The organism is Rhodocyclus tenuis (genome assembly GCF_014197755.1).
Taxonomy (GTDB): domain Bacteria; phylum Pseudomonadota; class Gammaproteobacteria; order Burkholderiales; family Rhodocyclaceae; genus Rhodocyclus; species Rhodocyclus tenuis.
Genome location: NZ_JACIGE010000010.1, coordinates 25,643 through 37,568 on the forward strand (window position 1 = coordinate 25,643; position 11,926 = coordinate 37,568).

Below are 11,926 nucleotides of genomic sequence, written 5' to 3' on the forward strand. Positions count from 1 at the left end.
GCTCAGAACATCTGCGCAGGCGTCAGGCGCAGACCGAGCGAGAACCAGCGGCCGCCGGGGCCGCTGTCGTTTTGTCCGCCCAGCGTCGCGTCAATCTGGACGCGATCAGGAACGATGAATACGCGCACGCCGGTTTGCCAGAAGGCTTGCGCGCGGTTGTCGCCGAAAACTTCAGCGATCGCCGACACGCGCTGTCCGAAAGCATATTCACCGCCGATTCCCCAGGTCAGTTTGTCTTGTCGACTGTTGTGTTCGCGCAGCCAGCCGAGGTTGCCATGGATGAGTGTGCGCCCGTCAGCGAAAGCGAGCGTCAGCGGCACATAGGCATAGGTATTGCCGAAAAGGTTGGGTCCGGGGTTGACGGTCGGATGCATGACGCGGCCAGCCGCGAATCCGAGGCCGAAACCGTCGGCTTCCAGCGTGCGCAACAGCGTCTTGGCCTGCAGCAGATAATCCTGCGTCGCCGCCTCGCCATCGCCACGTGCGCGCCCGCCGCCAGCGGTTATTTCCAGATTGCCACCCGGATTGCAGGCCGGTAGCGCCCACGCTTCGCGGCTTTGCGGATAGACGCGCAGCCAGCTTTCGAGTTGGCAGCTGCCGGCCGTGGTCAGTCGTGCGTCGTCGGTAACGAAGGGGCGTGCGGCAAACGCCGGCAGTGTTGCCGGCAGCAGGATTGCGGCGATCGACAACTGCAGGGCGGCGTTGGCCAGCGGCCGGTGGCGGAAGAGGTATTGCATATCCGGAAGCGTGTTTGAAGGCAGATATCTGCCGTTTGCTGATCGCCGCAAAAGAGGGCGCCGTCGTGCGGGAGGGCGCATTATCCGGCAAGCCTGTTGCGACAGGATTACATGTTCGGGTAGTTCGGCCCTTCGCCGCCCTGCGGCGAGACCCAGGTGATGTTCTGTGTCGGGTCCTTGATGTCGCAGGTCTTGCAGTGCACGCAGTTCTGCGCGTTGATCTGCAGGCGCGGATGTTCGGCGTTGGCGTCGCGCACGATCTCGTAGACGCCGGCAGGGCAGTAGCGTTGCTCGGGCGAGTCATAAACCGCCAGATTGACGTCGATCGCCTTCGCCGGATCGGCCAGCAGCAGGTGACAGGGCTCGTTTTCCTCGTGGTTGGTATTGGAGAGGAAAACTGACGACAGCCGATCGAAGGTGAGCTTGTTGTCCGGTTTCGGATAGTGGATCGGCGAGCAGGACGCGGCCGACAGCAGTTTCAGATGGTCAGGCGTGTTGTGCAGCGTCCACGGCGCACGGCCGCGGAAGACGATCTGGTCAATGCCGAACATCAGCGCGCCGACGGTCAGCCCCTTGCTCATCCACGGCTTGAAGTTGCGGCCTTCGTAGAGTTCCTGGTACAGCCAGCTGTTGCGGAAGGCTTCCGGGAAGGCGACGAGTTCGTCGCCCGAGCGCTCGGCGACGATGGCGTCAAAAGCGGCTTCGGCGGCCATGGCGCCGGACTTGATTGCGCAGTGTCCACCCTTGATGCGCGAGGCACTGAGGAAGCCGGCGTCGTCGCCGATCAGCGCGCCGCCCGGGAAAACCAGCTTCGGCAGCGACTGCAGTCCGCCGGCGGCGATCGCACGCGCGCCGTAGGTGATGCGCTTGCCGCCTTCGAGGAATTCGCGGATGCGCGGATGCGTCTTGTAGCGCTGGAATTCCTCAAAGGGCGACAGGTAAGGGTTGTTGTAACCAAGGCCGACGACAAAGCCGACGGCAACGAGGCCGTCGTCCATCTGGTACATGAAGCCGCCGCCGTAGGTGTCGGGTTCGAGCGGCCAGCCGCCGGTGTGGATGACGAGGCCGGGCTGGCGTTTTTCCGGAACGATCTCCCACAGCTCCTTGATGCCGATGGCGTAGGTCTGCGGGTCGGAAGCGTCGTTCAGCCGGAAGTGCGCCTGCAGCTGCTTGCCCAGGTGGCCGCGGCAGCCTTCGGCGAAGAAGGTATAGCGCGCGTGCAGCTCCATCCCGGGCTGGAAGGCTGGACCTTCGCTGCCATCTTTCAGCCGGCCCATGTCGCCGGTGGCGATGCCCTTGACCGAGCCATCGTCGTTGAACAGCACTTCGCTGCCGGCGAAACCCGGATAGATCTCGACACCGAGTTCCTCGGCCTGCTGGCCGAGCCAGCGGCAGAGCGCGCCCATGCTGATGATGTAATTGCCGTGGTTCTGGAAACACTTCGGCAGCAGCCAGTGCGGAACCTCGGTCTCGCCGTGCGCCGAGAGGATGAACATGCGGTCTTCGCGGGCTTCGGTCTGCAGTGGTGCGCCGCGTTCGCGCCAGTCGGGAATCAGTTCGTCGAGCGCACGCGGGTTCATCACCGCACCGGAGAGGATGTGCGCGCCGACCTCGGAACCCTTCTCGATCAGGCAGACGCCGATTTCCTTGTCCGCCGCCGCAGCCAGCTGCTTCAGGCGGATCGCCGCCGCCAGACCGGCCGGCCCGCCACCGACGATTACAGCGTCGTATTCCATCGCTTCGCGTTGCATACGCATTCCTCCTGTGGAGTTCTATCCGGAGCCTCGGTCGGCCCGTGTTGTTGTACAGTTTACAATACGGTATCGTATGGAAAAAATCGCTCCGGAGTCAAGCACTACCGGAGTGCTGCCGACGAGCGGCAAACACGCCGCCAAAAACGAGGAGACACTGATGGATACAGGGCGCAAGCACGTTCACACCAGCCTGATTCCGATCCGCTGGGGCGACATGGATGCGTATGGCCATGTCAATAACACGATCTATTTCCGCTACTTCGAGCAATGCCGGGTCGAGTATCTCGAGAAGCTCGGCTTCGCGGTGGCGCCGCAGGGTTCGGCGCCGGTGATCATCAACGCCGCCTGTACCTTCCTCGTGCCGCTGAACTATCCGGGCGTCGTCGAGGTGCGCATGTTCTGCGGCGCGCCGGGGCGCAGCAGCATTCCGTCCTCCTACGAGATCCGCCTGCAGGGACAGGAAACGCTGTTTGCGGTCGGCGAGGCGAAGATCGTCTGGATGGACGTGGCCAGCGGCAAATCGGTACCGATTCCCGAGCAACTGCGCGAAGAACTGACCGCGTCCTGAACGACGGTCGGCAAAGCGCAATGGCCGCGCCCGCGCGGCCGGAATATCCATAAGGAGGAGAGCATGCAACAGGAAAACCCGTGCACGTCGGGCGGCGAGCAGCCGCAATCGGCGCAACTCTGGCGGCCGCCAGCCAACGCGCTGGCTGATTCGCGGATCGGCGCCTTCATGCGCGCGATCGAGCGCCAACATGGTCCTGAATTGGGCGATTACGCCAGTCTCTGGCGCTGGTCGGTGGCGCAGCCCGAGCACTTCTGGACCGCCATCTGGGACGACTGCGGCGTCGTCGGCGAACGCGGCGCGACGGTGCTTGAAAACGCGAACACCATGCCCGGCGCGCGCTGGTTCCCGCAGGCGCGGCTCAATTACGCGCAGAACCTGCTGCAGTCAGGTTGTACCGCCACTTCTGCGAACAGCGCAGTCGCTGGTTCCACCCTCGACGACGAGCGCGACGCGCTGGTCTTCCGCGGCGAGGACAAGGTGGCGCGCCGCCTGTCGCGGCGGCAGTTGTGCGACGAAGTGTCGCGTCTGGCGCAGGCGCTGCGCGCGGCGGGCGTGGGGCAGGGCGATCGCGTCGCCGGCTATCTGCCCAACCTGCCGGAAGCGATCATCGCCATGCTGGCGACCGCGTCGCTCGGCGCGATCTGGTCGTCGGCCTCGCCCGACTTCGGCGTTTCCGGCGTGCTCGACCGCTTCGGCCAGATCGCGCCGCGCGTGCTCGTCTGCGTCGACGGCTACTGGTACAACGGCAAGGCGGTCGATTGTCTGGCGAAGAACGCCGAGGTGGCGGCGCAACTGCCGTCGCTGGTGAAGACTGTCGTGGTGCCGTATCTCGGCACGGCCAGCGCGCCGGCGAATGCGGCAGTTACGGCCATCGCCCATGGCGTCGGCTGGCAGGACTTCGTTGCGCCCTTTGCGGCGGCGCTGATCGACTTTGTACCGCTGCCCTTCGACCACCCGCTGTTCATCATGTATTCGTCGGGGACGACGGGCGTTCCCAAGTGCATCGTGCACAGCCACGGCGGTGCGCTGCTGCAGCATCTGAAGGAGCATCAGCTGCACGGCGACGTGCGTCCGGGCGACCGCGTCTTCTACTTCACCACCTGCGGCTGGATGATGTGGAACTGGCTGGCCTCGGCGCTGGCCTCGCAGGCGACGCTGTTGCTCTATGACGGATCGCCGTTCGCCGCCGGCGCCTCGGGCGTCGCCGGAACGATCCTGTTTGACTACGCCGAGGCCGAGGGCATGACGCACTTCGGTACCTCGGCCAAGTTCATCGACGCGCTGGCCAAGGCCGGCCTGTCGCCGCGCGTCAGCCACCGGCTCGACGCGCTGCGCGTCATCTTCTCCACCGGCAGCCCGCTGGCGCCGGAGAGCTTCGATTTCGTCTACCGCGAGATCAAGTCAGACGTGCTGCTGGCGTCGATTTCCGGCGGCACCGACATCCTCTCCTGCTTCGCGCTCGGCTCCCCGATCCTGCCGGTGTGGCGCGGCGAGCTGCAGTGCCGCGGCCTAGGCATGGCGGTCGAGGTGTTCGACGACGACGGCCGGCCCTTGCCGCCGGGCAGCGGCGAGCGCGGCGAACTGGTCTGCGTGAAACCCTTCCCGGCGATGCCCGTCGGCTTCTGGAACGATGCCGACGGCGCCCGCTACCGCGCCGCGTATTTCGAACGCTTTCCCGGCGTCTGGTGCCACGGCGATTTCGTCGAGCTGACCGCGCACGCGGGGATGATCATCTACGGCCGCTCGGATGCCGTGCTCAACCCCGGCGGCGTGCGCATCGGCACCGCCGAAATCTACCGCCAGGTCGAACAGCTGCCGGAAGTACTCGAAGCGCTCGTGATCGGGCAGGACTGGCAGCACGACGTGCGCGTTGTCCTCTTCGTCAAGCTGCGCGAAGGGCTCGCGCTCGACGATGCGCTGAGCGAGCGCCTGCGCCGGCAGATCCGCGACAACACGACGCCACGCCATGTGCCGGCGAAGATCGTGCAGGTGGCCGACATTCCACGTACCAAAAGCGGCAAGATCGTCGAACTGGCGGTGCGCAACGTCGTGCATGGCCGGCCGGTGAAGAACGTCGAGGCGCTGGCCAATCCGGAGGCGCTCGAGCATTTCCGCGACCGACCCGAACTGTCTTGTTGAAGACCGGCGCACTGAGTAGCTGCCAGGAATAAAACATTTGTTTACACTGGCGCCCGATCTGCATGATCGGGGCATGTCTGTGTTGTCTGCCACCGTTCTGCGAAACCAGTCACAAACGGAACGGGGCGTATCAGATGTTGAGAAAAAATGGACTGGGCGTGCTGCTGGCGCTCTCTACTGCGGTTCTGGCGGGCTGTGCCGGCAACCCGATGCGGCAATACGACGGCGAACTCAAGGAAACGGTGACGCTGGTCAAAACCGGCGCCGTCCGCCAGGCGGTCGAACTGCTCGAGAAGAACAACGCCCCTGGCGTGATGACGCAGGACAAGGACCTTCTCTACTATTTCGAGAAGGGCGAACTGCTCAAGCTGGCCAACGATTACGCCGAAAGCCGCGACAGCTGGCTCAAGGCCGACGCCATCGTGCAGCAGTGGGAAGAGGAATTCCGTACCAATCCGCAGAAGCTGATCGGCGATCTCGGCAGCTACCTGATCAGTGACAAGACGCGTCGTTACGACGGGCAGGATTACGAGAAGGTGATGCTCTCGTCGCGCCTCACGCTTGATCACCTGCTGCTCGGCAGTTTCGATCTCGCGCGCATCGAGATGAAGAAGACCTACGAGCGCGAAAAGCTGATCGAGTCCTTCCGCGACAAGGAATACGACAAGCTCAAGGAAGACGGCGACAAGCAGAAGGTGAGCAGCGACCCGAAGCAACTGAAAGGCTATCCGCTCGACGACCTCGACACGCCGGAAGTGCGTGAGCTGAAGAACGGCTTCCAGAATGCTTTCGCGCACTACCTGGCTGGCTACTTCTTCGAGGTGACCGGCGAGCCCTCGCTGGCCGAACCGGGCTACCGTAACGCGCTGCAACTGGCGCCGCACCGCCAGATCATCCAGCAGAGCCTGAAGAACGTCGGTCGCAAGAAGCCCGGTCCACGCGAATCGGACGTGCTCTTCGTCGTCGAATCGGGCTTTGCTCCGTCGTGGAAGTCGCTGACCATCCCGCTTCCCATCCCGCGCCAGAACGGTGTGGTACTGACGCCTTTGTCCTTCCCGCTGATCAAGTCCGAGAACAGCGCCTTCGTTCCCGCGTCGATCAGCGTCTCCGGCCGCCAGTTGCCGGTCGAAACGCTGACCAATGTCGATACCATGGCGCGCCGTCTGCTCAAGGACCAGATGCCCGGCATCATCCTGCGCACCGTCGTTCGCGCCGCGCTCAAATCGGTCGCGCAGGAACAGGCCAACAAGGCCAATCCGATTGCCGGGCTCGCCGTCGGCATCGCCTCGGTCGTCACCGAACAGGCCGACGACCGCAGCTGGCGGACGCTGCCCGAGCGCATCTCGGTGGCACGCGCGATCCTGCCGCACGGCAAACAGACGATCGAGTTCCAGACCGGCGCCGGCGTTTACCGCGGCGAGGTGCTCATCGGCAACCGCTTCACCATCGTTCCGATTCGCCTGACCGGTGGCGCCGTCTATCTGGCGCAAGCCAATGTCGCCGTCGATGGTGCACAATCGGTTTCTGCCGACACCACGACGCCGCTGCCGGCGTCTACCGCGACGAAGGGCAAGCGCGTCAAGGCGGTACCGAAGACGGCGCCCAAGGCGGCAGATCAGTAAGTCCGACAGGAGAAAGCCATGAAAACCCCCAGTCTCGTTTCCCTCGCCATCGTTTGCGTGCTTGCTGCGCCGCTGGTGCAGGCACAGCCGCTTGCCGATGCGCCGCCAGCGCCGAGCATCGCCAGCAAGATCGAGGAGCAGGGCGCGATGCGCTACCTCAAGGTGAGCGATCTGCGTGCGGTACGCCGCGACGGTCTGCTGCGCGTCCAGGCCGAGATCAGCAACAGCAGTTCCAGTACCCAGCAGCTTTACTACCGTTTCAAGTGGCTCGACGCCGATGGTTTCACCGTCTGGGACGAAGAGCCGTGGAAGCCGCAGGTCATCTATGGCGCGCAGAAGCAGGTGATCAGCGTCGTCGCACCGACCTTCAAGGCCACCGATTTCCGGCTGATCCTGCAAAGCCCGAGCAATAGCGGTTTTGACCAGCCGCAACAGAACAGCAGTCCCACGTACTGATTCCGCCCGCCCGGCGGAACTTTCTCATTCACTTCAGGAGATCGCGACATGCAGGAGCAATCCAGGCTTCACACCCGCTTCACCTTGATCGCCGGCGTCATGGCGCTGACGCTGGCCGGTTGCCAGACGACGTCGCCGACCACCGGCAGCGGCAACGTCAGCTATGGCGACGCCAAGGCCGTCGAGACGGTGACGACCGACCTCGGCTCGACCGACATCCAGATGATCTCGGAAAAGATGACCTCCTCGCTGATCCAGCATCCGCTGGTGCAGGACATCATCCGCAAGCGCCAGCTGCTGATGGCGTCGCCGGTGAAGAACAAGACCAGCGAATACTTCGACACGCAGCAGATCACCGACACCGTGCTCACGCAACTGCAGAAGAACGGCGTGCGCTACGTGATCGAGGGCGAAAACATGCAGAACCAGGTTGACGAACTGCGCCGGCAGAACCAGAGCGGCCTCTACGACAAGGGCAAGTCGGTCAAGATGGGCAAGATGCAGGGCGCCAAGTACCGTCTCGACGGCAGCATCTCGTCGATCGTCAAGAAGACTTCCGACATGAAGGACGTCTATTACAAGATGAACCTGCGTCTGATCGAGATCGAGAGCGGCATCGTCGAGTGGTCGGACGAGAAGGAAATCCGCAAGTCGGCGCGGCGCTGAGCCTGCAGCGCGCAGGAACTCCGGGAGAATCTGAATGAAAGCCATCAATCACATCCGCGCCGGTGTCTGCGTACTGCTTGCCGCCTTCAGCCTTGGCGCCAGCGCAGCATCCGCGCCAAAGGTCGCCGTTACCGACCTCGCCTACGAAGAACGCGTCAGCGAGTATTTCCGCGTCGTTTCGGCGCACGAGAAATCCTCGCTGCGCGCTTCCGGGCGCGAAAGCGAGCGCGATTCCGACGCCGGCTATTCACGGCGCAGCAGCGGTTCGGTGAACGCCAAGTCCGAAAGCAGCTACTACGAGGCCGAGGGCACCTACAGCTATATCGATCGCGGCGAACTGCGCAAATTCACCGCCGACATCAAGGGCGAAATGCTCAAGTCGGGCCGTTTCCAGCTGGTGCAGGGCAAGCCGTTCACCGACACCAAGCACAGCGAGAAGCTCTACGACGTGATCGCGCGCATCAAGCAGGGCATGTATCCGGGCGCCGACTACGTTCTTTTCGGCTCGATCAACAGCATCGAATTCCGTCAGGAAGCCAATCCGATCGACAACACCAACACCGTTTCGCACACGCTCAGCCTTGAGCTGGTCGGCGAGTTCAGCCTGATCGGCACGCGTGACTACAAGATCAAGGCGGCCTTCAGCGCCATGGGCACCGGCCAGGACGTCAAGCTGCTGACCAGTCGTGGCGGTCGCGTCGTGCTCAACCGCGGCAAGGTGATGTCGGAAGTCTCGAAGAGTCTCGGCGAAGATGTCGCCCGCCAACTCGACGAACAGCTCGGTGGCGGTGGCGACCCGCGTGGCGACGGCAGCTACCGGATCCGTGAGGAATCGAGCCGCGAGGAAGTGATGATCTTCCGCTAGCCGCAGCTGTCCTGCCGGTCATGATGACGGCAGTGCAAACGGAAAAGCGCCGCCGCAAGCGGCGTTTTTTCATTCCGGGTCGAAGCAGTGCTTGCCTTTGCTTGGTTACTGTATAGAATTACAGTGGTCGTTAACCGGAGGCTGTCCCCATGTTCAAGCTGACCCCGCGCCAACAGGAAATCCTCGATTTCATCCGCAATTCGCTCGAAGTGCTCGGCGCGCCGCCGACGCGTGCCGAGATCGCCACGGCTTTCGGCTTTGCTTCGCCGAACGCGGCCGAAGAGCACCTCAAGGCGCTCGCGCGCAAGGGCGCGGTCGTCCTCGAGCCGGGATCGGCGCGTGGCATCCGGCTGGTCGAACAACTCGGCCTGCCGCTGATCGGCAGCGTTGCCGCCGGCAGTCCGATCCTTGCCGTCGAAAACGTGCAGGCGCGTTACGCGCTTGACGCGACGCTGTTCCGGCCGCGTGCCGATTTTCTGTTGCGCGTGCGCGGCCTGTCGATGATCAACGCCGGCATTTTCGATGGCGACCTGCTCGCCGTGCATCGCACCGAGGAGGCGCACAACGGCCAGATCGTCGTCGCCCGGCTGGAAGACGAGGTCACGGTCAAGCGCTTCCGCCAGCACGGCCCGATCGTCGAACTGATCGCCGAGAACCCCGATTTCGAGCCGATCGTCGTCGACACCCGCGAAGCGCATCTGGCCATCGAAGGCATCGCCGTCGGCCTGATCCGTGGCGGCGAGGCGATGTAGGGCTTCGCCCGCTGCGCCAGCCACTCTCCCGCGAAGTTAAGTGAATGAACGCCGTCCCGCGTCTTGACGACATCCTTACCCGCGCCGACGTCTGGCGCGGCGGAGTCATGGCTACGTCCGTGCAGCCCGGATTGCCGACCGGCTTTGCCGAACTCGACGCCGAACTGCCCGGCGGCGGCTGGGCACGCGGCGGCCTGTGCGAACTGCTGCCAACGCGCACCGGCGTCGGCGAACTGAGCCTGCTGCTGCCGGCGCTGGCGCGTCTCTCGGCCAGCGAGTTGTCGTGGGTGGTCTGCGTTGCGCCGCCACATCCCTTGCACGCACCGGCGCTGGCGCAGGGTGGCATTGCGCTCGAGCGCCTGCTCATTGCCGGTGCGCCCGGCCGCGATGCCGCGTGGACCTGCGCTCGCGCGCTTGATACCGACGGTGTCGGTGCCGTGGTCGCCTGGCTACCCGGCGCCGACGCGACACTGCTGCGTCGCCTGCATCTCGCCGCCGAAGCCAACCGCTCGCTGCTCTTCGTCTTCCGTCCGGCGGCCTGCGCCGCCGAAGCTTCTCCGGCGCCGCTGCGCCTGCAACTCGACGGCGAAGGCGAGCGCCTGCGCGTGCATATCCTCAAGCGGCGCGGCGCAGCTTGCGCGCTGCCGCTGTCGCTGGCGGTGCCACGCCCAGCGCTGCTACCGGCCGCCTCCTTGCCAGCGGCGATGCCGGCCTGCGCGCAAGCTGCGCCGACGCTTTCTCCCTCGTCACCGCCGCCTCTTTCGTCGCTTTCTTCGCTGCCCCCCTCGTCGCATGCTCTGGCTCGCCCTGTTCCTGCCGCGCTTGCCGCTCGACGCGCGTCCCTGCGCCTGTTCTGATGCTGCGCCGCCCTGTGCCGTCGTCGAACGCGAACGCATTGTCGTCGCCGACGATCGTGCGCAGGCGGCCGGCATCGTCTCCGGGCTGCGGCTGGCCAGCGCGCGTGCGCGCCTGCCTGAACTGGTCGTCCAGCCGCGTGATCCGGCGCAGGAAAGCGCCGCGCTGACGCGCCTGGCCTGCTCGGCCGGCGCTTTCACTTCCGAAGTCAGCCTCGCGCCACCGGCGACCTTGCTGCTCGAAATCGCGTGTTCCCTGCGCTTTTTCGGCGGCGTCGAGCGCCTGTTCGCCGGCATCGTGCAGGCGGCGACAGAGCAGGGCTTGCGCGTGCAGGCGGCCCTGGCGCCGACGCCGCTGGCGGCGCAGTGGCTGGCTTTCGCCGGTGGCGCCGACGCCGGTTTCGGCACTCCAGCCAGCCTTGACGCGGCGCCGCTGGCGCACAGGCTCGGTGTTCTGCCGCTGGCGCGGCTTGCCTTGCCGGCTGCGCAGGAGAAGCGGCTTGCCGCTTTTGGCGCCGGCACGCTCGCCGACGTTCTGCGCCTGCCGCGGGCCGGGCTGGCACGGCGCGTCGGCGCCGATTTTGTCGCCGATCTGGCGCGGGCACTCGGCGAAATTCCCGATCCGCGCGCGCGTTTCGTTTTCCCCGAACATTTCAGCCAGACGCTTGAACTGCCGGCACGCAGCGAGAGCGCACTGGCGCTGGCCTTTGCCGCGCGTCGCCTGATCGCCGCGCTGTCCGGCTGGCTGGCGGCGCGCGCCGCCGGCATCCGCGAATGTTTTCTCGACCTGCGCTGCGAACGCACGACGGGCGCCCCTCCGGCCTTGACGCTGTCGCTTTCATTCGCCGAAGTGACGCGCGATGCGCAACGCATCGGCCGCGTGCTCGACGAACGGCTGGCCCGCCTGCAACTGCCGGCGTCGGTCGAATCGCTGTGCCTGCGCGCTACGGCGCCGGAACCGCTGGCCGGCCGCGAAGCCGCCCTGTTTGCCGCCGACGGCAGCAGCGCCCGTGGCCATGCCGCCAGAGGCGCCGGCGGTGCGACGATTGCCGAACTGATCGAACGCCTGCAGGCGCGGCTTGGCGAGCACGGCGTCTATCGCCTCGCTGCGCATCCCGAGCACCGCCCGGAAAACGCCACGCAGAAAAACGCTCCGCTGGCGCGGCAGGACGCGCAGGGCACCGGGGTGGCGCAGCACGGGCCGCGGCCGCTGTGGCTGCTGCCGGCGCCGCAGGCTTTGTCGGAGCAGGGCGGTCGCCCGCAACGCGGCGGCCCGCTACACCTGCTCGCCGGCCCCGAACGCATCGAAAGCGGCTGGTGGGACGAGGGCGAGCCCTCGGCAGTCGGCGATGTCCGTCGTGACTATTTCATCGCCGTTTCGCAGCGTTGCGAATGGCTGTGGATTTTCCGCAGCGAAGCCGGCTGGTTCCTGCACGGCCTGTTTGCCTGATGGGCGCGCAGCTGATTCGCGCCGGACTCCAGCGGAAAAGTCGCGGCATGAGTAATGTCG

The 11,926-nt window shown here is 65.4% G+C and carries 11 protein-coding genes; 9 read left to right on the plus strand and 2 right to left on the minus strand.

Annotated features, from left to right (window positions below; all coding sequences use genetic code 11):
- Positions 1–2: 2 nt before the first annotated feature.
- Both GGD90_RS12955 and GGD90_RS12960 read right to left on the minus strand, forming a co-directional pair.
- Positions 3–737 carry a hypothetical protein gene (locus tag GGD90_RS12955; RefSeq protein ID WP_228273780.1) on the minus strand — a complete coding sequence of 245 codons (735 nt, stop codon included), beginning with the start codon at positions 735–737 and terminating at the stop codon, positions 3–5.
- Between the two features lie 107 nt (positions 738–844).
- Complete coding sequence (locus GGD90_RS12960; protein WP_153117510.1) at positions 845–2,488, minus strand: electron transfer flavoprotein-ubiquinone oxidoreductase; 1,644 nt, start codon at positions 2,486–2,488, stop codon at positions 845–847.
- A 160-nt stretch (positions 2,489–2,648) separates the two neighbouring features.
- On the opposite strand from GGD90_RS12960, the gene GGD90_RS12965 reads away from it, so the two are divergent.
- The 9 genes from GGD90_RS12965 to GGD90_RS13005 all read left to right on the plus strand — a co-directional run bounded on the left by GGD90_RS12965 (position 2,649) and on the right by GGD90_RS13005 (position 11,866).
- On the plus strand, positions 2,649–3,059 hold the full coding sequence (locus GGD90_RS12965) for an acyl-CoA thioesterase (RefSeq protein WP_153117509.1): 411 nt from the start codon (positions 2,649–2,651) through the stop codon (positions 3,057–3,059).
- 63 nt (positions 3,060–3,122) lie between these two features.
- Entirely contained in the window at positions 3,123–5,201 is a 2,079-nt protein-coding gene (locus GGD90_RS12970) for an acetoacetate--CoA ligase (protein WP_153117508.1), read from the plus strand.
- Positions 5,202–5,335: 134 nt separating this feature from the next.
- Positions 5,336–6,823, plus strand: coding sequence for a COG3014 family protein (locus GGD90_RS12975; RefSeq protein WP_153117507.1), 1,488 nt, complete (start codon positions 5,336–5,338; stop codon positions 6,821–6,823).
- A gap of 18 nt (positions 6,824–6,841) precedes the next feature.
- Positions 6,842–7,279 carry a YcfL family protein gene (locus tag GGD90_RS12980; RefSeq protein ID WP_153117506.1) on the plus strand — a complete coding sequence of 146 codons (438 nt, stop codon included), beginning with the start codon at positions 6,842–6,844 and terminating at the stop codon, positions 7,277–7,279.
- 48 nt (positions 7,280–7,327) lie between these two features.
- Complete coding sequence (gene lpoB / locus GGD90_RS12985) at positions 7,328–7,945, plus strand: penicillin-binding protein activator LpoB (protein ID WP_153117505.1); 618 nt, start codon at positions 7,328–7,330, stop codon at positions 7,943–7,945.
- Between the two features lie 34 nt (positions 7,946–7,979).
- A complete protein-coding gene (locus GGD90_RS12990; RefSeq protein WP_221227771.1) occupies positions 7,980–8,810 on the plus strand; it encodes a penicillin-binding protein activator LpoB in 831 nt (276 codons plus the stop codon).
- A 149-nt stretch (positions 8,811–8,959) separates the two neighbouring features.
- The gene (gene lexA, locus GGD90_RS12995) at positions 8,960–9,562 is read left to right on the plus strand and encodes a transcriptional repressor LexA (protein WP_153117504.1); all 603 of its coding nucleotides are present in this window, start codon (positions 8,960–8,962) and stop codon (positions 9,560–9,562) included.
- Positions 9,563–9,606: 44 nt separating this feature from the next.
- Positions 9,607–10,419, plus strand: a complete 813-nt coding sequence (gene imuA / locus GGD90_RS13000) for a translesion DNA synthesis-associated protein ImuA (RefSeq protein ID WP_153117503.1) — start codon at positions 9,607–9,609, stop codon at positions 10,417–10,419.
- Positions 10,355–11,866, plus strand: coding sequence for a Y-family DNA polymerase (locus tag GGD90_RS13005; protein WP_153117502.1), 1,512 nt, complete (start codon positions 10,355–10,357; stop codon positions 11,864–11,866). Before imuA ends, GGD90_RS13005 begins: the two co-directional genes overlap by 65 nt.
- Positions 11,867–11,926: the final 60 nt, after the last annotated feature.

Excerpts from the sequence above, each read along its gene's own strand:
- GGD90_RS12965 (WP_153117509.1), top strand. The coding sequence starts at position 2,649 with ATGGATACAGGGCGCAAGCACGTTCACACCAGCCTGATTCCGATCCGC.
- GGD90_RS12975 (WP_153117507.1), top strand. The coding sequence starts at position 5,336 with ATGTTGAGAAAAAATGGACTGGGCGTGCTGCTGGCGCTCTCTACTGCG.
- GGD90_RS12955 (WP_228273780.1), bottom strand. The coding sequence starts at position 737 with ATGCAATACCTCTTCCGCCACCGGCCGCTGGCCAACGCCGCCCTGCAG.
- GGD90_RS12980 (WP_153117506.1), top strand. The coding sequence starts at position 6,842 with ATGAAAACCCCCAGTCTCGTTTCCCTCGCCATCGTTTGCGTGCTTGCT.
- lpoB (WP_153117505.1), top strand. The coding sequence starts at position 7,328 with ATGCAGGAGCAATCCAGGCTTCACACCCGCTTCACCTTGATCGCCGGC.
- GGD90_RS12990 (WP_221227771.1), top strand. The coding sequence starts at position 7,980 with ATGAAAGCCATCAATCACATCCGCGCCGGTGTCTGCGTACTGCTTGCC.
- imuA (WP_153117503.1), top strand. The coding sequence starts at position 9,607 with ATGAACGCCGTCCCGCGTCTTGACGACATCCTTACCCGCGCCGACGTC.
- GGD90_RS12970 (WP_153117508.1), top strand. The coding sequence starts at position 3,123 with ATGCAACAGGAAAACCCGTGCACGTCGGGCGGCGAGCAGCCGCAATCG.
- lexA (WP_153117504.1), top strand. The coding sequence starts at position 8,960 with ATGTTCAAGCTGACCCCGCGCCAACAGGAAATCCTCGATTTCATCCGC.
- GGD90_RS13005 (WP_153117502.1), top strand. The coding sequence starts at position 10,355 with ATGCTCTGGCTCGCCCTGTTCCTGCCGCGCTTGCCGCTCGACGCGCGT.
- GGD90_RS12960 (WP_153117510.1), bottom strand. The coding sequence starts at position 2,488 with ATGCAACGCGAAGCGATGGAATACGACGCTGTAATCGTCGGTGGCGGG.